Annotated in this window: 20 protein-coding genes; 5 read left to right on the top strand and 15 right to left on the bottom strand. The window is 70.5% G+C overall.

Annotation, left to right across the window (positions count from 1 at the left end):
• Positions 1–11: 11 nt before the first annotated feature.
• The 3 genes from cysK to AC0NZN_RS15530 are packed head-to-tail and all read left to right on the top strand — an operon-like array spanning position 12 to position 2,663.
• The gene (gene cysK / locus AC0NZN_RS15540) at positions 12–965 is read left to right on the top strand and encodes a cysteine synthase A (protein WP_474593226.1); all 954 of its coding nucleotides are present in this window, start codon (positions 12–14) and stop codon (positions 963–965) included.
• Positions 962–1,546: a serine O-acetyltransferase EpsC gene (gene epsC, locus AC0NZN_RS15535; protein ID WP_474593225.1), complete on the top strand. Its 585-nt coding sequence runs from the start codon at positions 962–964 to the stop codon at positions 1,544–1,546. Before cysK ends, epsC begins: the two co-directional genes overlap by 4 nt.
• A gap of 43 nt (positions 1,547–1,589) precedes the next feature.
• On the top strand, positions 1,590–2,663 hold the full coding sequence (locus AC0NZN_RS15530) for a DNA polymerase IV (protein WP_474593224.1): 1,074 nt from the start codon (positions 1,590–1,592) through the stop codon (positions 2,661–2,663).
• A 4-nt stretch (positions 2,664–2,667) separates the two neighbouring features.
• Here the strand turns inward: AC0NZN_RS15530 and AC0NZN_RS15525 are convergent, their stop codons facing one another.
• From AC0NZN_RS15525 to AC0NZN_RS15455, 15 genes are all read right to left on the bottom strand, one after another.
• Complete coding sequence (locus AC0NZN_RS15525) at positions 2,668–3,066, bottom strand: hypothetical protein (protein ID WP_474593223.1); 399 nt, start codon at positions 3,064–3,066, stop codon at positions 2,668–2,670.
• A gap of 19 nt (positions 3,067–3,085) precedes the next feature.
• Positions 3,086–4,159, bottom strand: coding sequence for a peptide chain release factor 1 (gene prfA, locus AC0NZN_RS15520; protein ID WP_474593222.1), 1,074 nt, complete (start codon positions 4,157–4,159; stop codon positions 3,086–3,088).
• 6 nt (positions 4,160–4,165) lie between these two features.
• Positions 4,166–6,295: a transcription termination factor Rho gene (gene rho / locus AC0NZN_RS15515; RefSeq protein ID WP_474593221.1), complete on the bottom strand. Its 2,130-nt coding sequence runs from the start codon at positions 6,293–6,295 to the stop codon at positions 4,166–4,168.
• 139 nt (positions 6,296–6,434) lie between these two features.
• A complete protein-coding gene (gene thrB / locus AC0NZN_RS15510) occupies positions 6,435–7,388 on the bottom strand; it encodes a homoserine kinase (protein ID WP_474593220.1) in 954 nt (317 codons plus the stop codon).
• Complete coding sequence (gene thrC, locus AC0NZN_RS15505; protein WP_474593219.1) at positions 7,385–8,473, bottom strand: threonine synthase; 1,089 nt, start codon at positions 8,471–8,473, stop codon at positions 7,385–7,387. Before thrC ends, thrB begins: the two co-directional genes overlap by 4 nt.
• 1 nt (position 8,474) lies before the next feature.
• Positions 8,475–9,791, bottom strand: coding sequence for a homoserine dehydrogenase (locus tag AC0NZN_RS15500; RefSeq protein ID WP_474593218.1), 1,317 nt, complete (start codon positions 9,789–9,791; stop codon positions 8,475–8,477).
• Positions 9,788–11,209 (bottom strand): diaminopimelate decarboxylase, encoded by a 1,422-nt coding sequence (gene lysA, locus AC0NZN_RS15495; RefSeq protein ID WP_474593217.1) that lies wholly within the window; start codon positions 11,207–11,209, stop codon positions 9,788–9,790. Before lysA ends, AC0NZN_RS15500 begins: the two co-directional genes overlap by 4 nt.
• 117 nt (positions 11,210–11,326) lie before the next feature.
• Positions 11,327–12,076, bottom strand: coding sequence for an LmeA family phospholipid-binding protein (locus AC0NZN_RS15490; RefSeq protein WP_474593216.1), 750 nt, complete (start codon positions 12,074–12,076; stop codon positions 11,327–11,329).
• Complete coding sequence (locus AC0NZN_RS15485) at positions 12,073–13,074, bottom strand: LmeA family phospholipid-binding protein (RefSeq protein ID WP_474593215.1); 1,002 nt, start codon at positions 13,072–13,074, stop codon at positions 12,073–12,075. Before AC0NZN_RS15485 ends, AC0NZN_RS15490 begins: the two co-directional genes overlap by 4 nt.
• Before the next feature lie 44 nt (positions 13,075–13,118).
• A complete protein-coding gene (gene argS / locus AC0NZN_RS15480; RefSeq protein WP_474593214.1) occupies positions 13,119–14,783 on the bottom strand; it encodes an arginine--tRNA ligase in 1,665 nt (554 codons plus the stop codon).
• A gap of 27 nt (positions 14,784–14,810) precedes the next feature.
• The gene (locus tag AC0NZN_RS15475) at positions 14,811–15,599 is read right to left on the bottom strand and encodes a transglutaminase-like domain-containing protein (protein ID WP_474593213.1); all 789 of its coding nucleotides are present in this window, start codon (positions 15,597–15,599) and stop codon (positions 14,811–14,813) included.
• Positions 15,600–15,734: 135 nt separating this feature from the next.
• Positions 15,735–17,399: an ABC1 kinase family protein gene (locus AC0NZN_RS15470; protein WP_474593212.1), complete on the bottom strand. Its 1,665-nt coding sequence runs from the start codon at positions 17,397–17,399 to the stop codon at positions 15,735–15,737.
• A 47-nt stretch (positions 17,400–17,446) separates the two neighbouring features.
• The gene (locus AC0NZN_RS15465; protein WP_474593211.1) at positions 17,447–18,034 is read right to left on the bottom strand and encodes a PadR family transcriptional regulator; all 588 of its coding nucleotides are present in this window, start codon (positions 18,032–18,034) and stop codon (positions 17,447–17,449) included.
• Positions 18,035–18,113: 79 nt separating this feature from the next.
• Positions 18,114–18,488 carry a DUF2200 domain-containing protein gene (locus AC0NZN_RS15460; RefSeq protein WP_474593210.1) on the bottom strand — a complete coding sequence of 125 codons (375 nt, stop codon included), beginning with the start codon at positions 18,486–18,488 and terminating at the stop codon, positions 18,114–18,116.
• A gap of 9 nt (positions 18,489–18,497) precedes the next feature.
• Positions 18,498–19,178, bottom strand: coding sequence for a DUF899 family protein (locus AC0NZN_RS15455; protein ID WP_474593209.1), 681 nt, complete (start codon positions 19,176–19,178; stop codon positions 18,498–18,500).
• Between the two features lie 85 nt (positions 19,179–19,263).
• On the opposite strand from AC0NZN_RS15455, the gene AC0NZN_RS15450 reads away from it, so the two are divergent.
• Both AC0NZN_RS15450 and AC0NZN_RS15445 read left to right on the top strand, forming a co-directional pair.
• On the top strand, positions 19,264–19,866 hold the full coding sequence (locus tag AC0NZN_RS15450) for a TetR/AcrR family transcriptional regulator (RefSeq protein ID WP_474593208.1): 603 nt from the start codon (positions 19,264–19,266) through the stop codon (positions 19,864–19,866).
• Between the two features lie 173 nt (positions 19,867–20,039).
• Complete coding sequence (locus AC0NZN_RS15445; RefSeq protein WP_474593207.1) at positions 20,040–20,291, top strand: hypothetical protein; 252 nt, start codon at positions 20,040–20,042, stop codon at positions 20,289–20,291.
• Positions 20,292–20,293 lie beyond the last annotated feature (2 nt).

The following is a 20,293-nucleotide window of genomic DNA, read 5'->3' as shown; positions in this document are numbered from 1 at the left end:
GGAGGCACAACGTGCCCGGCATCCATCCCGACATCACCACCGCCTTCGGCGAGACGCCGCTCGTGCGCCTCAACGCGCTCACCGAGGGGCTCGGTGCGGAGGTGCTCGCGAAGCTCGAGTTCTACAACCCGGGCTCCTCGGTGAAGGATCGCCTCGGCTATGCGCTCGTCGAGGCCGCCGAGGCAGCCGGCGAGCTGCCTCCGGGCGGCACGATCGTCGAGTCCACGAGCGGCAACACGGGCATCTCACTCGCTCTGATCGGCGCGGCGCGGGGATACCGGGTCATCCTGACGATGCCCGCCTCCATGTCCAAGGAGCGGCGCACCCTGCTGAAGGCCTACGGCGCGGAGCTCGTGCTGACCGATCCGTACAAGGGCATGACCGAGGCGGTCGACACCGCCAGGCGCATCGTCGCCGAGACCCCCGGCGCCATCCTCGCCCGGCAGTTCGAGCACGAGGCGAACGCGGCGATCCACCGCGCGACGACCGCGGAGGAGATCTGGCGCGACACCGACGGCCGCGTCGACTGGTTCGTCGCGGGTTCGGGCACCGGCGGCACCATCACGGGTGTCGGCCAGGTGCTCAAGGAGCGCAACCCGGACGTGAAGATCGTGCTCGTCGAGCCGAAGGACTCCCCCGTGCTCACCGAAGGTCGCGCCGGTGGCCACCGCATCCAGGGGATCGGACCGAACTTCGTCCCCGATGTGCTCGACCGCTCGGTCGTCGATGAGATCGTCGACGTCGAGTTCGACGACGCGATCGAGATCGCGCGCGCTCTCGCCACCCGCGAGGGGATCCTCGCCGGGATGTCCGCGGGCGCCGCCGTGTGGACCGCACTGCAGATCGCCGCCCGACCCGAGGCCGCGGGCGCGCGCATCGTCGTCGTCGTGCCCGACTCGGGCGAACGTTACCTGTCGACCGCACTCTATGCGCACCTGCGCGAGCCGGAGGAAGAGACCACATGACCGAGGAACGAATCGGATTCTTCGCACGGCTGCGCGAGGACGTGGTCGCGGCGAAGCTGCGGGACCCGGCGGCCCGCGGCGGCCTCGAGATCGTCGTGCTCTACCCCGGGCTGCACGCGATCTGGGCGCACCGCGTGTGGCACGCCCTGTGGGTTCGGAACTTCCGCTTCATCGCGCGCGCAGGGTCCCAGATCACGCGCTGGCTGACCGGCATCGAGATCCACCCCGGCGCCGTCATCGGCCGGCGGTTCTTCATCGATCACGGCATGGGCGTCGTCATCGGCGAGACCGCCGAGCTCGGCGACGACGTCATGCTCTACCACGGGGTGACCCTCGGCGGCCGTACGCGCGACCACGGCAAGCGGCATCCCACCCTCGAGGACGGCGTCGCGGTCGGCGCCGGTGCCAAGGTGCTCGGGCCCATCACGATCGGCGCAGGCAGCGTGATCGGCGCGAACGCCGTCGTCACCCGGGATGCCGGCCCCGACTCGGTGCTCGTCGGCATCCCGGCCAAGGCGCGGAGTCGCCGCTCCGGGGAGGACACCCGGGCCATCCTGACGGCGCCCGAGTACCTCATCTGACCGCGCTCCCCTTCGCGTCGCACCCGGAGCGTAGCCTCGCCGTATGCCGGTGCGTCCCTGGGTACTCCACGTCGACCTCGACCAGTTCATCGCCGCGGTCGAGGTCCTGCGGCGCCCTGAGCTGGCCGGCCTGCCGGTGATCGTCGGCGGTCGCGGCGATCCGAGCGAGCGGGCCGTCGTCTCGACGGCCTCCTACGAGGCGCGGGAATTCGGGGTCGGCTCGGGGATGCCGCTGCGCCTGGCCGCGCGCAAGGTGCCGGATGCCGTGATCCTCCCCGTCGACGCCCCCGCGTACAACGCGGCCTCCGCGGAGGTGATGGACACTCTGCGCGCCCAGCCGGAGGCGACCGTGCAGGTGCTCGGCTGGGATGAGGCCTTCGTGGGGGTCGACACCGACGATCCCGAGGCATACGCGCGGGAGCTGCAGCGACGCGTGCTGGAGCGCACCCGGCTCCACTGCAGCGTCGGGATCGGCGACACCCTCGTGCGCGCCAAGATCGCCACCGGATTCGGCAAGCCGCGGGGCGTCTTCCGCCTGACGGCGGAGAACTGGTTCGAGGTCATGGGCGACCGCCCGACCGTCGAGCTGTGGGGCGTCGGGGCGAAGGTGTCGAAGCGGCTGGCGGGGCTCGGCATCCAAACCGTCTCCGAACTCGCCGCGGCGCCGGATGCACCCCTGCAGGCCGAATTCGGGCCGCGCATGGGCCTCTGGTATCGCGAGCTCGCGCGCGGCGGCTCCTCGACGGTCGTCGACGACACGCCGTGGGTGGCACGAGGCCACAGCCGCGAGACGACGTACCAGGTCGACCTCGCCTCGCGGGCGGAGATCGAGGATGCCGCGCTCGCGCTGCTCGATCAGGTGCTCGACGACGTGGCCGCCGACGGCCGACCCGTCGTCGGACTCGGGCTCAAGGTGCGCTACGCGCCGTTCACGACGAAGACGTTCACGAAGCGCGTCGCGCAGACGCGCGATCGTGAGACCGTCGTCGCGAAGGCGATGGAGCTGGTCGGGAAGATCGACCCAGACAGGCGGGTGCGCCTGCTCGGCATGCGCGCGGAGATGGCGATGCCGGATGACGCCCGCGAGGGGCACACGCCCACTCGCGGCGGCTGGTGAGCCGTCAGGCCTTCCCGCCCTGCACGCGGTTCTTGAGGAACACGCCCGGCAGCAGCCATGTCGCAAGGGCCGTGATGAGCCACACGATGAGAGTGCCGACGATCCACGCGACCGGTCCGTCGATGCCGATGCCGGCGGCCGGGATCAGCACCGCGATCAGCAGCGCCAGGAACGTGGAGAGCAGGCTGATGCCGCCGAGGAAGGCCGGCGCGAAGCGGTGCGCCATCTTCAGGATCCACGGCGCGAGGACGCTCTGCAGGATGGCGAAGATCACGACGGCGAGAATGACGCCCCACCAGTTGTCCCAGTGCAGGGAGAAGCCCGGCAGGAGCAGATCGGCGACGACCAGACCGAGGAACGCCGATACGAGCCAGATGGCCGCCCGGATGAGGAATCGGATCACACGCGAAGCCTAGCGGCGCTCACGTGCCCAATGCGGCGAGGCGCTCCTCCTCGTCGGCGCGGATCGCCGACTCGATGACGGGATCGAGGGCGCCGTCCATGACCTGGTCGAGGTTGTACGCCTTGTAGCCGGTGCGGTGGTCGGCGATGCGGTTCTCCGGGAAGTTGTACGTGCGGATGCGCTCGGAGCGGTCCATGCCCCGGATCTGCGACTTGCGCGCGTCGGAGGCCGCGGCATCCAACTCCTCCTGCTGACGCGCGAGGAGGCGCGCACGGAGCACGCGCATGCCCGCCTCGCGGTTCTGCAGCTGCGACTTCTCGTTCTGCATCGACACGACGATGCCCGTCGGCAGGTGCGTGATGCGCACGGCCGAGTCGGTCGTGTTGACCGACTGACCGCCGGGACCCGACGAACGGAACACATCGATCTTGAGGTCGTTCGGATTGATCTCGATCTCGTCGGGCTCGTCGACCTCCGGGAAGACGAGCACACCCGTCGTCGACGTGTGGATGCGCCCCTGCGACTCGGTCGCCGGCACGCGCTGCACCCGGTGCACACCGCCCTCGTACTTGAGGTGCGCCCACACGCCCTGAGCCGGATCGGAGCTGGACCCCTTGATCGCGACCTGGACGTCCTTGTAGCCGCCGAGGTCGGACTCGTTGCGCTCGAGGATCTCGGTCTTCCACCCCTGCGACGCGGCGTACTGGACGTACATGCGCAGGAGGTCGGCCGCGAACAGCGCGCTCTCCGCTCCGCCTTCGCCCTGCTTGATCTCCATGATCACATCGCGGGCGTCATCGGGGTCGCGCGGGATGAGCAGCCGCCGCAGGCGCTCCTGCGCGTGGGCGAGCTGCTCCTCCAGCACGGGGATCTCAGCCGCGAACGCCTCGTCCTCGCGAGCCAGTTCGCGCGCCGCGTCGAGGTCGTCGGATGCAGCCACCCACGCCTCGTGGGCGTGCACGATCTTCGACAGCTCGGCGTAGCGCCGGTTGACGCGCTTCGCCCGCGCCGCGTCGGCGTGCACCGCAGGATCGGAGAGCTCCTCCTGCACCGCGCGGTGCTCGTCGATCAGGCCCTGTACGGACTCGAACACGGTGGCTCAGCGGATGCTGTTGTCGTGCGCGTGGCTGTGGCCGCCGCCGTGGCTCTCGCGGGAGGATGCCGTCGTCTTCAGCTGGGCCGACTGCATCTGCACGAGGAACTCGACGTTGGACTGCGTCTCCTTGAGCTTGCCGAGCACGACCTCCAGCGCCTGCTGCGGGTCGAGGCCCGCGAGGGCGCGACGGAGCTTCCAGGTGATCTTGACCTCGTCGGCGCTGAGGAGCATCTCCTCACGGCGCGTGCTCGACGCGTTCACGTCGACAGCAGGGAAGATGCGCTTGTCGGCCAGCTGGCGCGACAGGCGCAACTCGCTGTTGCCCGTGCCCTTGAACTCCTCGAAGATGACGTCGTCCATCTTGGAGCCGGTCTCGACCAGCGCGGTCGCGAGGATCGTGAGCGACCCGCCGTTCTCGATGTTGCGCGCGGCACCGAAGAAGCGCTTGGGCGGGTACAGGGCGGATGCGTCGACACCGCCGGTCAGCACACGGCCCGAGGTCGGGGCCGAGATGTTGTAGGCGCGACCGAGGCGCGTGATCGAGTCGAGCAGCACGACGACGTCGCGGCCCAGCTCGACGAGGCGCTTCGCGCGCTCGATGGCGAGCTCGGCGACCGTCGTGTGGTCCTCGGCGGGGCGGTCGAACGTCGAGGCGATGACCTCGCCGCGGACGCTGCGCTGCATGTCGGTCACCTCTTCGGGACGCTCGTCGACGAGAACGACCATGAGGTGGACCTCGGGGTTGTTCTTGGCGATGGCGTCGGCGATCTGCTGCAGCACGATGGTCTTGCCGGCCTTGGGCGGCGCGACGATCAGGCCGCGCTGGCCCTTGCCGATCGGGGCGACCAGGTCGATGATGCGCTGGGTCAGCTTCTCGGGCGCGGTCTCGAGGCGCAGGCGCTCCTGCGGGTAGAGCGGCGTCAGCTTGCCGAATTCGACGCGCGTGGCGGCGTCGTCGACGGAAAGGCCGTTGACCGCGTCGACCTTGATCAGCGCGTTGTACTTCTGGCGGCCGGACTGCTCGCCCTCGTGCGGCTGCTTGATCGCGCCGACGACGGCGTCGCCCTTGCGCAGGTTGTACTTCTTGACCTGGCCGAGGCTGACGTAGACATCGCTCGGGCCGGGCAGGTAGCCCGAGGTGCGGACGAACGCGTAGTTGTCGAGCACGTCGAGGATGCCGGCGATCGGGATCAGGACGTCGTCCTCGCCGATCTCGGTCTCGAACTCGTCGGCCGGAGCACCCGGGGCGCGGCGCTTGTTGCGCTGGCGGTTGCGGCTGTTCTGACCCTGCTGGTTCTGACCCTGCTGGTTCTGCCCCTGCTGGTTCTGCCCCTGCTGGTTCTGCCCCTGCTGGTTCTGCTGGGGCGCGGCCTCGGCGTCGCCCTTGTCGGCGCCCTCTGCGGCGTCGGCCTGCGAGCCCTGACCGCGGCCGCGGGAGCGGCTGCGGCTGCGCGAGCGGCGGGGAGTCTCGGCGGTCTCCTCCGACTCGACAGCCTCGGCGGACACGGCCGTCTCGGCGGTGGACTCCTCAGCGTTCGCGCCCTCGGCGACGGGCGTCTCGACGGGCTCTGCGGCCTCGGTCGGAGCCTCTACGGCCTCGGCAGGAGCCTCCGCGGCCTCGGCAGGAGCCTCGGCCGGTGCGACGTCGGTGCTCTTCGCCCGACGCGGTGCGCGCTTGCGCGGTGCCTTGACCGGCTTCTCCGCCTCGGCGGGCGCCTCTTCAGCGGCGGCCTCCCCGACAGCCTCGGCGACGACCTCGGCCTCGACGGCCTCGGCCTCGACGGCCTCGATGACGGCCTCCTCGGCGGCGGCCGCGGCGATCTCCTCGGCGACGACCGCCTCGACGGCCACCTCCTCGGCGAACACCTCGCCGACGGCCGCGGCCTCGGTCTCACCCTCCGCCTCGAGCTCCTCGACGACGGCCTCGATCTCGACGGCCTCCTCGGCAAGCTCCTCCGCGACCTCCTCGGCAGCGGCGGCCTCCTCGGCCAGCTCTGCGGCATCCGCCGTGATGTCTTCTGCGACGGCCTCTGCGGCCGCCTGGTCCTCAGCCACGGTCTCCTCGGCGACGTCCGCGTCGGTGCGGACGTCGACGGGCGCGCCGTCGTTGTGGATCTCGGAGATGGACTCCACGAGTTCTCCCTATGTCAAACGAATGGAAACTGCACGATCGTGCGGAACGCCGTGAGAACGGCAGCGCAGACAGGCTCCTCGGGGCCAGGCGCGGGGCTTTTGCAACGACTCGCAGAACTGCGTCGGAGGTCAGATTCACCTATGAGGTGGCATCCTCCGCGTGCACCCTCACTGTACCACCCTTGAAGTCGACGGCCAGCATCAGCGGGGTCCACGGGGTGTCGGTGACGGATGCGGCGACCTCGACCGCAGCCAGGCGCGCGCCGGGTCCGTCCGCGAGGACGAGCACGCTCGGGCCGGCGCCCGAGACGACGGCGGCGTAGCCCGCAGCCCGCAGAGCCTGCACGAGACGATCGGTCCCGGGCATGGCCGCTGCGCGGTAGCTCTGGTGGAGCTTGTCCTCGGTGGCAGCGAGCAGCAGTTCGGGGCTCTGGGTGAGAGCCGCGATGAGCAGTGCGGAGCGCGAGACGTTGAAGACGGCGTCCTCGCGCGTGACGTGGTCGGGCTGCAGGCTGCGCGCGACCGTCGTCGACATCGTGAAATCCGGCACGAAGACGAGCGGGGAGACGCCGCGGTGCACGAGCAGCTTCTTGTGCTGCGGGCCGAACTGGTCGACCCAGGCGATCGTCAGTCCACCGAACAAGGCGGGCGCGACGTTGTCGGGGTGGCCCTCGATCTCGGTCGCGAGGCGCAACAGCGTATCGGGTCCGAGCTCGACGTCGCCCTCGAGCAGGCCCTTCGCCGCCAACAGCCCCGAGACGACGGCGGCGCCCGACGAGCCGAGGCCCCGACCGTGCGGGATGACGTTGAGTGCACGCAGATGCAGACCCGGCATCCGTCGCCCGACAGCCTCGAACGCGTACGCGATCGACCGCACGACGAGGTGGGATGCATCGCGAGGGACGTCGTCGGCGCCTTCGCCCTCGGCCTCGATGACGAGCTCGCCCTCGGGCAGAGCGGTCACGCTGAGTTCGTCGTACACGCTCAGCGCGAGGCCGAGTGTGTCGAATCCGGGCCCGAGGTTCGCGCTCGTCGCGGGCACCCGCACGGTCACGCGGCGCCCGAGGACGGGGCTCCCGGGGACTGCTGTCACGCGGTGGCTCCGGAGGGGACGAGATCGAGCACCGCGGCGACCTCGCTGGTCGAGGCATCCACGACCGTCGGCTGCGCCTGCGTGCCGTCGGCCAGACGGAGTCCCCACTGCGGGTCCTTCAGACCATGCCCGGTGACCGTGAGGACGATGCGCGCACCCGCGGGGATGACGCCCGCCTCGGCGCGGTCCAGCAGACCGGCGACGCTCGCCGCCGACCCCGGCTCGACGAAGATGCCCACCTCGGCGGCGAGGATCTTCTGCGCGGCGAGGATCTTGTCGTCCTCGACGGCGCCGAAGTAGCCGTCCGTCGCCTCCCGCGCCTCGAGCGCCAGATGCCACGATGCCGGGTTGCCGATGCGGATGGCGGTCGCGATGGTCTCAGGATGCTTCACGACCTCGCCGCGCACCAGAGGCGCGGAGCCGGCGGCCTGGAAGCCGAACATGCGCGGCACGCGGGTGGAGATGCCGCGCTCGGCCTCCTCGGTATAGCCGCGCGTGTAGGCGGTGTAGTTGCCCGCGTTGCCCACCGGGATGAAGTGGAAGTCCGGTGCGTCGCCGAACTGCTCGACGATCTCGTAGGCGGCCGTCTTCTGACCCTCGATGCGGTCGGGGTTGACGGAGTTCACGAGGTGCACGGGATAGTTGTCGGCGAGCTCGCGGGCGATCTCGAGGCAGTCGTCGAAGTTGCCGCGGATCTGGATGAGGCGGCCGTCGTGCGCGACGGCCTGGCTGAGCTTGCCCATGGCGATCTTCCCCTCGGGCACGAGCACCGCCGCGGTGATGCCCGCGTGCGCCGCGTACGCGGCTGCGGAGGCGGAGGTGTTGCCCGTCGATGCGCAGATCACGGCCTTCGCGCCGTGGTCGATCGCACGCGACAGGGCGACCGTCATCCCGCGGTCCTTGAACGAGCCGGTGGGGTTCATGCCCTCGAACTTCACCCACACGTCCGCGCCGGTGCGGCGCGAGAGGGCGGGGGCGGGCAGGAGCGGCGTGCCGCCCTCGCCGAGGGTGACCACCGTCGAGGAGTCGGTCACCCCGAGTCGGTCGGCGTACTCGCGGAGCACTCCGCGCCAGACGTGTGCCATGTCAATCTCCTTCCACGCGCATGACCGAGACCACGCGCTCGACGACGTCGCTCGAGGCGAGACGCTCGACGGTCTCGCTGAGGTCCTGCTCGAGGGCCTTGTGTGTGCCGATGACGAGGCGCGCCCACGCCTGGTCGTCGACGAGGGTCTGTTCGACGGTCGCGATCGAGACGCGTCCCTCCGAGAGGATGCCGGCCACCTCCGCCAGCACGCCCGGACGGTCATCGACCTCGAGCGTGATCTGGTAGCTCGTCACGACGTGCCCGATCGGCAGGATGGGCAGGTTCGCACGGGTGGACTCCCCCACCCCGACGCCGCCGGCGATGTGGCGGCGGGCGGCCGAGACGACGTCGCCGAGCACGGCCGAGGCCGTCTGCACGCCACCGGCGCCCGCGCCGTAGAACATGAGGTCGCCGGCCGCCTCGGCCTGCACGAACACGGCGTTGTTGACGCCCCGCACGTTGGCCATCGGATGGCTGCGGTCGATCAGCGCCGGATACACGCGGACGGAGATCGCCTCGCCCGTCGCACTGCCGCTCGTCGGGTCGGACAGGCGCTCGCAGACAGCGAGCAGCTTGACGACGTAGCCCGCGTGACGGGCCGCATCCATCATCGCCCGGTCGATCCCCAGGATGCCCTCGCGGTGCACCGCTTCGAGCGGGACCGACGTGTGGAACGCGAGGCTCGCGAGCAGGGCCGCCTTCTGCGCGGCGTCGTAGCCCTCGACATCGGCGGTCGGATCGGCCTCGGCGTAGCCCAGGCGCTGCGCGTCGGCCAGCACATCGGCGAGCTCGGCGCCCTCGTGGTCCATGCGGTCGAGGATGTAGTTCGTCGTCCCATTGACGATGCCGATGATGCGGCGCACGCGGTCGCCCGCGAGCGAGTCGCGCAGGGGTCGGATGATCGGGATGGCGGCGGCCGCGGCGGCCTCGTAATAGACCTGAGCGCCGACCTGGTCGGCGGCCTCGAAGATCTCGGTGCCGTGCGTGGCCAGCAGCGCCTTGTTCGCCGTGACGACGTCGGCGCCCGAGTTGATCGCCTGGAGGATGCGCGTGCGGGCCGGCTCGATGCCGCCCTGCAGCTCGATCACGATGTCGGAGCCCACGATGAGGGACTCGGCATCCGTCGTGAAGAGATGCCGGGGCAGCTCGACGTCGCGCGGCGCATCGACGTCTCGCACGGCGATGCCGGCGAGCTCGAGACGAGCCCCGGCACGGTCGGCGAGCTCGTCCTCATGGCGAAGCAGGAGCGCTGCCACCTGGGATCCGACGGAGCCGGCTCCGAGGAGCGCGACGCGCAGGCGACGGTAGTCGGTCATGCATTCCCTTCCATTGCGGCCGTGAGGCCGGCGTCGCGCGCGAGCAGGTCGGAGACCGTCTCGCCGCGGACGATGACGCGCGCCTGGCCGTCGCGCACGGCGACGACGGGCGGGCGGGGCGTGTAGTTGTAGTTGCTCGCGAGCGAGAAGCAGTAGGCGCCGGTGGCGGGCACGGCGAGGAGGTCGCCGGGGGCGACGTCGCCGGGGAGATACTCGGCATCCACCACGATGTCGCCGGACTCGCAGTGCCTGCCGACGACGCGCGCGAGGGCCGGAGCCGCCTCACTGACGCGCGATGCGAGCCGCGCGGAGTAGTTCGCGCCGTACAGCGCCGGGCGCGCGTTGTCGCTCATGCCGCCGTCGACGCTCACGTACAGGCGCGTGAGGTCGTTCGAGACGACGACGGGCTTGACCGTGCCGACCTCGTACAGAGTGACGCCGGCCTGTCCGACGATGGCGCGGCCGGGCTCGAACGCGAGGTTCGGCATCGGGATGCCGCGCACCGCGCACTCCTGGGCGACCGCCGCGACGATGCTGTCGGCGAGCTGCTCGATCGGCTGCGGGTCGTCGACGGAGGTGTAGGCGATGCCGAAGCCGCCGCCGAGGTTCATGACCGGGACGTCCCCGTCCTCGAGGAGCGCTGCGTGCAGCTCGACGAGGCGTGAGGCCGACTCGGTGAAGCCGGAGGAGCCGAAGATCTGGGAGCCGATGTGGCAGTGCAGACCGATGAAGACGAGTCCCGGGATCTCGCGGATGCGGGCGACCGCGGCGGGCGCGTCATCGAGCGCGAAGCCGAACTTCTGGTCCTCGTGGGCCGTGGCGAGGAAATCGTGCGTCTCGGCGTGCACGCCGCTGCGCACCCGCAGCAGCACAGGCTGCGTCGCGTCGAGCCGCTCGACGATGGCAGCGAGCCGCTCGATCTCGATGGGGCTGTCGAGGACGATCGAGCCGACGCCCGCCTCGACGGCGCGCTCGAGCTCGGCCATCGACTTGTTGTTGCCGTGGAAGCCGATGTGCGCGGGGGCGGCACCGGCCGCGAGGGCGACCGCGAGCTCTCCCCCGCTGCAGACGTCGACCGCGAGGCCCTCCTCCGCGACCCAGCGGACGACCTCGGTGGACAGGAACGCCTTGCCGGCGTAGTAGACGCGGGTCATGACGCCGTGCCGGCCGGTCGCGGCGCGGAAGGCGTCGAGCGTGCGCCGCGCATGCGCGCGGACCTCGGACTCGTCCAGGACGTACAGCGGCGTGCCGAAGCGCTCCCGGAGCTCCGATACCGGAACACCGCCGATCTGCAGCTCGCCGTGGACGCGCTCGGCGGAGGCCGGCCAGACCGCCGGAGCCAGGCCGTTGGCGTCGGGCTGACCGTCCGGACCCTGGGGCACGGCGAGCCACGACGGCGTGAGAGGAGACGCGGTCACGGGGTGCAGGCCAATCGGTCGTCGTTCAGAGCGGCCCTGCGGCGCGAGTGTGAGCGCCGGGCAAGGCCGCTCGGGCTCCGGGGGTTCCTGAAAGTCTAGGGCAACCCGGAGCGGGCCTCAGGCGCAGGTCCCCTTCTGCTGAAGCGCTGCGTCATGGACGATGGCGCCGTCGATGTCGAAGTGCGCGACCAGCTGGTCGCCCGTCACCGCGACCTGGGAGAGCTTCATCCCCACCGGGAGATACGCGGCGATGCAGACGGGGTAGTCGTGGACGACGGCACCCGCCGCCGCGCCGAAGCGGCTCTCGACGTCGGCCGCGCTCAGCCGGGCACCGGCCACCGTGACGTAATCGGGCGAGAGGACGAGCTCTCCGTTCCGGGCGCTCGGCGTGAGGCCGATCCCCAGCGGGATCGTCGCGCCGAGGAAGCTGACATCCTTCGACATCGTGACGTTCGGGTCGGCGAGCCCGACCGTGTCGGCGGGAAAGCCGTCGACCGTCGAGAGGAGTCCCTGCAGCTGCTTCTGGTCCATCGTGACCGTGGCCGTCGCCGACTGGATGTCGCCGCCGCCGCGGATGGGCACCCCCGTGGCATGCACCGACACGTCGCCGGTGAACGAGTCGACGGGGACGTCAGCAGAGGACACCGTGATCTCGTCGATCGATCCTTTGATGAGCTGCGGGATCACCGGCTCCGCGACGGTGACGTCGACCTGCTGGTCAGCCGGCAGCGCCAGCTGCTCGATCACCTGCTGCCGGACCGTGGAGGTCACGATCTGCGTCGCGATCCACTCCCCCGCGAACCACGCGACGACGGCGATGACCGCCACACCGGCGAGGCCGACGATCCAGGGCCATGGCTTTCTCATGGGCACGTGCCTTTCGCCTGCAGGGTCGGGTCGGTCGCGATGCGGGGATCGACCGCGAAGTCTGTCACGACGGCGGTCTCGGAGACCTGGATGCCGGTCAGCGTCAGGCCCTTCGGGAAGGACGAGGCGACGCACACGGTTCGCGGTGCGACGATGCCGGCCGCGAGGGAGCCGAACCGCCTCTTGATCGTGTCGGCCGACACGGTGAAGCCGGCGACCTCGAAGCTGCTCGGCGTCAGGACGAGCTGTCCCTGCGCGACCGACGGCGCGAAGGTCAGTGTGAACGCGACGTGGCTGAGGAACTGCGCCGGATCGAGCGTCACGGCGATGTTCGAGCCCACGACCTTGACCGATCCGGGCACGATGTCCTTCTGCGCGCCGGCCAGCGACTGGAGTGCCTCCGGCGAGAGGGTGATGGATGCGTCTGCGCTCGTCGGGGTGCCGGATCCGCGCGTCGGCACGCCCGTGGCGTGGAGTCTGACCGTGCCGGTCGATCCGCCGACCGGGACGTTCGGTGCTGTGACGTCGAGGGTCTTCAGCGACCCGGCGAGCACCTGCGGCAGGACGGGATCGGTGAGTCCGACCTGGACGTTCGCGCCGCTGGACAGGCCGAGCGCCTTGGCGGTCTGCTGCTGGACGGTCGCCGTGACGGTCTTCTCGGCCCAGGCCTCACCGGCGAACCAGCCGACGACACCGACGATTGCGAGCACCAGGACGACCGACAGGAGGGTCCACGCGACGGCGCGGCCGCGGTGGCGCTTCGTCTTCGGCCGGTCGGCGGCCTGCGGGCGAGGAGTAGCCGCCGGAGCCTCGGCGGGTGTGCCGACGATCGGGAGCGGAAGGGTCGTCGCCTCCGGCTCGGGCGCCGGCACGGGCGCGGGTGCTGGCGCCGGTTCGGGCGCGGCGTCCTGAGTCGGCCGCTCGATCGGCACGGTCTCGTCCGCCGATGCCGGCGCCGTCTCGGGCGCGGGTGGCAGGGGCGGCCGCGGAGGGATCACGATCCCCTCCGATTCCGGGCGACGCTCGCGCTCGTCCATGGCCGTCACATGCGCTCGGGAGCGCTCACTCCGAGAAGGGTCAGGCCGTTGCGCAGCACCTGTCCGGTGGCGTCGTTGAGCCAGAGCCGCGTGCGGTGCACGGGCTCGACGGGCGCATCGCCGAGCGGGATGACGCGGCAGTTGTCGTACCAGCGGTGGTAGAGGCCGGCGAGCTCCTCCAGGTACCGCGCGATGCGGTGCGGCTCGCGCACCTCCGCCGCATAGGCGACGATGCGCGGGAACTCGTTGAGCGCGCCGAGCAGCGCCGACTCGGTCTCGTGGTCGAGGAGCTCGGGCGCGAACTCGGAGCGGTCGACGCCGGATGACGCGGCGTTGCGCCCCACGTTGTGGGTGCGCGCATGCGCGTACTGGACGTAGAAGACCGGGTTGTCGTTCGTGCGGCGCTGCAGCACATCGAGGTCGACGTCGAGGTTCGAGTCCGTCGAGCTGCGCGTGAGAGCGTAGCGGGCGGCATCCACCCCCACGATCTCGACGAGGTCCTCGAGCGTGACGACGGTGCCGGCGCGCTTGGACATGCGCATCGGCTGGCCGTCCTTGACGAGGTTCACGAGCTGGCCGATGAGGATCTGGAGGTTGACCGTCGGCTCGTCGCCGAAGGCGGCGCACATCGCCATCATGCGGCGGACGTAGCCGTGGTGGTCGGCGCCGAGCATGATGATGCAGCGGTTGAAGCCGCGCTCGCGCTTGTCGAGGTAGTAGGCGAGGTCGCCCGAGAAGTAGGCCGCCTGCCCGTCGGACTTGATGATGACGCGGTCCTTGTCATCGCCGAAGTCGGTCGAGCGCAGCCAGGTGGCGCCGTCCTGCTCGAAGATGTGGCCGAGCTCGCGCAGGCGCGCGACCGCGCGATCGACGGCACCCGAGTCGTGCAGCTCGTTCTCGTGGAAGTACACGTCGAAGTCGACGCCGAACTCGTGCAGGCTGTGCTTGATCTCGCTGAACATGAAGCCGACGCCGAGTTCGCGGAAGACCTCCTGCTGCTCTGCGGCGTCCAGCGCGTCGAGGTCACCGGTGTAGGCCAGCTCGACGCGGCGCGCGATGTCTCCGATGTATGCACCGCCGTAGCCGTCCTCCGGGGTCGGCTCCCCGCGGTGCGCGGCGACCAGGCTGCGCGCGAAGCGGTCGATCTGCACGCCGTGGTCGTTGAAGTAGTACTCCTTGGTCACGTGCGCGCCCTGCGAGCCGAGGATGCGGGCGAGCGCGTCGCCGACCGCCGCCCACCGCGTGCCGCCGAGGTGGATGGGGCCGGTGGGGTTGGCGCTGACGAACTCGAGGTTGATGACCTCGTCGGCACGGCTGTCGTTCGTGCCGAAGGCGGTCCCCGCATCCACGATCTGCTTCGCGAGCGCCCCCGCGGCGGCGGCGTCGAGGCGGATGTTGATGAAGCCGGGGCCGGCGACGTCGACGTCCGCGATGCCGTCGGTCTTGGCCAGCTCGGCGGCGATCTCAGCGGCGAACTCGCGCGGGTTGGCGCCGACCGGCTTCGCGAGCTTGAGGGCGGCGCTGGAGGCCCAGTCGCCGTGGTCGCGGTTCTTGGGCCGGTCGAGGGGCAGATCCTCGACGGTCAGCGTGCTCGCCGAACCCGGGCGTCGCGCCTCGGCGAGCGGGGCGATGACGGCAAGGAGGGCGGCGGAGAGCTGTTCGGGTCCCATAGGCGGTCCAGTCTACGGGCGAGGGTCTCACGCGATCTGGATGAGCGCCGTGTGGTCGTCCTCCGCGAGCGGTGCATCCGTCTCCGCGTCGACGCGCAGTCGCTTCAGCGAGACGCTGCCGCCGTGGTAGCTGAGCCAGGCGCAGGCCGCCGCGTCCACTCCCGTCGCGATCCGCACGAGTCCGCGGCGGTTCGCGAGCCGCGTCGCGTCGATGACGTGCCATGCGCCGTCGAGGTAGGCCTCGGCGACGGCGTGGAAGTCCATCGGGACGAGCCCGGGCGCGTAGCACGCGGTGTAGCGGGCGGGGACGTCCATGGCGCGAAGGAGCGCGACGACGGAGTGCGTGTAGTCGCGGCAGACGCCCTGGCCCTTGGGGAGGATCGTGGCGGCGCTGTCGGTGCCGTTGGAGGCGCCGCTCGTGTAGGCGAGGCTCTCCGAGACGTAGTCGGCGACGGCCTGCACGAGCTCGGGCCCGGCGAGGCCGCGGAACTGGCGGCGCGCCTGCCCGAAGAGGATGTCCGACTCGCTGTAGCGGCTCGGGCGCATGTAGGTGATGAGCTCGACGTCGGAGGTCGGCGACGGCGCATCCTGCGTCTCGACGACGGCGTGGTAGCGAACCTCGAGACGCCCCTCGAGGCTGCGGATGCGGTGATACCGGGTGCCGTCGGCGGCGATCAGCTCGGTCGGCTCGACCTCCTGGCTGAAGGTCAGCGTCTCGCTGGCGAGCGGGACGTCTGCGCGTGTCGCGATCTGGAAGATCAGGTCGACGGATGCGGCGGTCTCGAGGTCGATTTCTGCGGAGACGACGCGGTGCACCGAAGCATCCTACGTGTCTGTGCGGCATGCCGCGTGCAGGGGATTCCTCACGGACGCGGACTTCCGCGCAACTGCGGACGGACCGCCGTGAAGGGATCCGCAGAACCGCAGGACTCGATCCAGCGCGATACGGACCTAGCCGCGCCGTCCGCCGACCCCGCCGAAGAGGGCGGGCAGCAGCGGAAGCACCGACACGCTCATCAGGACGACGCCGAACACCGACGGCAGGAGCACCGCGCCGGCGACGAGCAGTCCGGCGAACAGGACGGCCCACAGGATGCGGCGCTCCATCCGCTCGAGCCGTGCGATGCGCCGCTCGAGCGACGGCGACGTCACCGACAGGCGCCCCTCCTCCACGCGCGAGACGAGGCCGTCGAGGCGCTTGGGCAGGGCCACCAGCATCCCCGCGTCCTTCGCGAGATCGCGCAGCGCCTTGCCGCTCTCGGCGGACAGGAGCCGGGAGGCGAAGGGCTCCACCGCATCCCAGATGTTGAACTCCGGATCCAGGGTGCTGCACACGCCCGACGTCAGCGACATGGCGCGGATCACCAGCAGGAAGTTCTCCGGCAGCTGGAACGGCAGCGAGCGGACGACGTCGCCGAACTCCTTGCCGAAGTCGCGGAACTCGCGTTCGTCGACCTCGCGCAGCTGCGCGAACCCCATCCCGCCGAAGCGCGAGAACAGCCCCGTGACGGCGCGCTCGAGCTCTGCGGTGTCGGCGGACGGCAGAAGGACTCCGACCTCGCGGATGCTCTCGACGAGGCCGCGGCCGTCGCGCGAGGCGACGGCGATGAGCAGGCGCCGCAGGCCGTTGCGCAGCTGATCGGGGACGGACCCCATCATCCCGAAGTCGATGAAGTCGAGCCGGAAGTCGCCGTGCGGAAGCGGCAGCACGAAGATGTTGCCCGGGTGCGGATCGGCGTGGAAGAACCCGTTGTCGAAGAGCTGCTCGAACATCACCTCGGCGAACAGCCGCGCGACCGCGGACGGATCGATGCCCGCGGCGCGCAGGGCGTCGACGTCGCTGATCTTGATCGCGGTCACGTCCGAGAGGGTGAGGACGCGACGGGTCGTCCGCTCCCACGCGATCTGCGGGACGCCCACGCGCGGGTCGCCGGCGAAATCCTCGCCGAAGCGCTCGGCGTTGGCGGCCTCATGGAGGTAGTCGATCTCCTCGAGGCTCGTCGAGGCGAACTCCTCCACGAGCGAGGGGAGGTCGACGTGGTCCGACACGACCCGGACGCGGCTGAGCCAGCCCGCCACGCGCCGCAGCGCGGCGAGGTCGATGTCGACGATCTGCTGGATGCCGGGCCTCTGGACCTTGACGATGACCTCGTCGAAGCCCGCATCCATCGTGGCGAGACGGGCACGATGCGCCTGGCCGAGGGATGCCGCGGCCACCGCCTGCTCGCTGAAGAACGTGTACGCCTGCTCGAGCGGCACGCCCAGCTCCGCCTCGGCGAGGGCGCGGATCTGGAAGTACGGCACGCCCGGGACTTCGTCCTGGAGCCCCGCCAGCTCGTTCGTGATCTCCGGCGGCAGCACGTCCAGCCGCGAGGACAGGAATTGGCCGACCTTGATCATCAGGCCGCCGAGCTCCATCGCGAGCGCGCGGAATCGTCGGGCGATGTGGGTCAGGCGGGCGGTGCGCGTGCTCCTCGCGACGTTCGCGAAGCCGATCCGCGGGAGGACGAGCTCGTACCACCACATCTGGACGATGTACCAGGAGGCGAATCGCAGGATGCGCCGATAGCGGGCGCGCGTCGGCGCAGGCGTGCCTGGCGAGGCGTCGTCAGGCATCGGACCTCCTGGATCCGTCGTCGGGCGAGCGGGGGCCGTCGAGTCGGTCAGTTCTCCGCGAGGATGCTGTAGAGCCTACGCCGCGCCTCTTCCAGAACCTTGACGGCCTCCGCCACCTGCTCCGGAGTGCCGGTGCGTCCGATCTGCGCCGCGGCCTGCGCGAGCTCGATGCCCGCCTTCGGCAGGCTGCCGTGACCCGACCAACGCTGCTGACCCTCCCAGGGCGCGCCCTTGCCCGAGGCGTCTGCCGCGGCGGCCTGCCCCGCATCCGTCAGCGAGTACGTCTTGCGGCCGTTCGACTCGGACGCGGTGATCAGGCCTTCGTCCGCGAGCAGCTGGAGCGTCGGGTAGACCGAGCCCGCGCTCGGCTTCCACGACCCGCCGCTGCGCTGCTCGATCTCGGAGATGATCTGGTAGCCGTGCATGGGCTGCTCGGCCAGGAGCGTCAGCACCGCCGTGCGCACGTCGCCCTTCGCCATGCGCGGGGTGGTGCGCGGCTCGAACGCCGAACGCAGCTGGTCGAGGAAGTCCCAGGGATTCATGTTCGGGCCACCCGAACCTCCCATTCCACCGGGACCGGAGCCGAAGCCCGAACCGAAGCCGCGGCCGAAGCCGGAGTCGAAGGAACCGTTCATGTCGACCTCCTCAGGCGAGCCCTCCTGGCCGCGCGGCTGCGGGCGGGTCGAGGCTCAGCGATACATAACGATATATCGCTCAGGCGGTCTTGGGAAGAGTCTCCTGACGGGGCGAGCGGAGCACCTTCTGCATCGGCTTGCCCTGGGCGAGCTCGTCGACGAGCTTGTCGAGATAGCGGATCCTCTGCATGAGCGGATCCTCGATCTCCTGCACCTTCACACCGCACACGACGCCCGTGATCAGGGATGCGGCGGGGTTGAGGTCGGCATCTGCGAAGAACTCCTCGAAGGTGGCGCCCTCGTCGAGCTCGCGCTGCAGCGTCTTCTCGTCGAAGCCCGTCAGCCAGCGGATGACCTCGTCCAGCTCAGCCTGCGTGCGGCCCTTGCGCTCGAGCTTGGCGACATAGAGCGGGTAGACCGAGGCGACAGCCGTCGAGAAGATGCGGTGCTCCATGCCTCCAGGCTAACGAGGGCCGTAGGCCGCCGCGACGGCCTGCGGGCTCGGCCACCGACTGTAGGCGTCGTCCTGCGGCCACCCGTCGGGGACGTCCTGCCACTCCTCCTGGCGCCCCCACGGGAGGATGTCCATCAGCCCGAACGAGAACTGGAGCTGCTCGGCCCCACGGCCGGTCGTGTGCCACGTGCGGTAGACGTCATCGCCGTCGCGCAGGAAGACGTTGTAGGCGAACCCGCCGCCCTTCGGTGCGTCGACGTCGGCACCGAAGTCGCTGTCGGCCGTCGAGTACCACTCCATCCGGTTGCCGACCTTCTCGCGGTAGGCGAGAGCATCGCGGATCCCGCCCTGCGTCACGATCACGAACCGCGCGTCGTATCCGTCCAGAAACGCCAGTCGCGTGTACAGCGCCGTCGCGCCGGTGCACCCGGGGCACTGCCACTCGGCACCGTCGTGCCACATGTGGTGGTAGGTGATCAGCTGCGACTTGCCGTCGAAGACGTCGGCCAGCCGCACGGGCCCGTCCGCGCTCATGAGGGTGTACTCCGGCATCCTCACCATCGGCAGGCGCCGCCGCTGCGCCGCGATCGCGTCGAGTTCGCGGGTCGCGGCCTTCTCCCGGACGCGGAGCTCGTCGAGCTGCTGCTTCCAGGTGTCGTGGTCGACGACGGGCGGCAGTGCGGTGGTCATGGCTTCCTCCGATGTGTGCGGCGTTCACATGATATGTTCACAGCGTACACATCAGGCGCCGAGCGTCAACCCCCGAGGAGGACCCATGCCGCAGCCCTCCCCCGTGCGCGACACCTACCATCACGGCAACCTGCGCGAGGCGCTCATCGACGCGGCGCTCGACCTCACGCGCAGCGGCGGATCGTCGGCGCTCGTGCTGCGGGACGTCGCCCGGAGTGCCGGCGTCTCGCCGAGCGCGACCTACCGCCACTTCGCCGACCGCGATTCGCTGCTCTCGGCGGTCGCGACCCGCATCCAGGACGAGATGGCCGAGAGGATGACGGCGGGTGCGTCGCCGGTGAGCGCGCGGGATCGACTGCGCGCCGTGGGACTCGGCTACATCGGGTTCGCCCTGCGGGAGCCCGGATGGTTCGACGTCGCGTTCTCCGACCTCACTGTCGTGCCCGGCGGAGACTGGATGCCGGCTCCGCTCAGCGCGCTGGTCGACGCACTCGACGAACTCGTGGCGGACGGGTCGCTCTCGCCGACCGCGCGGGCGGGTGCCGAGTGGCCGTGCTGGTCGGCCGTGCACGGGTTCGCCCTGCTCGCGCTGCGCGGGCCCCTGCGTACGCAGCCACCCGGGGACGTGCACGCGTCCGCGGAGCGCACCGTGGATGCGATCATCACGGGGCTGCTCGCGAGCCGGTGACGGGTCGACCTCGCCGGTGCCGCGCTTCTGCAGATGCGGTCGCGGCTCTCGATCCTCCAGGGCGGCGTTCGGGCAGACTCATGCCCGGCACTCGGTGCCGCCCGCGATACCGGGGGCGAACCGACACTGGCTGGAATCGAATCTCTCTTCTACAATAGACTCCCATGAACGGGATGACAGTCGAACACACTCTTACCCTGTGGATGGTCGACGACGTCCCCGCCCGCATGATCTACGCGGGCCGGCGGTGGCGTGTGACCGACACTCCGACTCGCTTGCGCGAGAGCGTCTGGGCGGTCCCGCTGGAGGAGCCGCACAGCCTGTACGGCTGGCGGTTCCAGGCGACCGACACCGACGGCGAGTCGTTCGTGTTCGACGTCTACCGCACCGAGGACGACTGGCATGTCCATCGCACGTACGTGTGACC

This window comes from Microbacterium sp. sgz311019 (assembly GCF_056135325.1).
The sequence above is the reverse complement of the archived record's forward strand: the minus strand, read 5'-3'. Positions and strand labels throughout refer to the sequence as shown.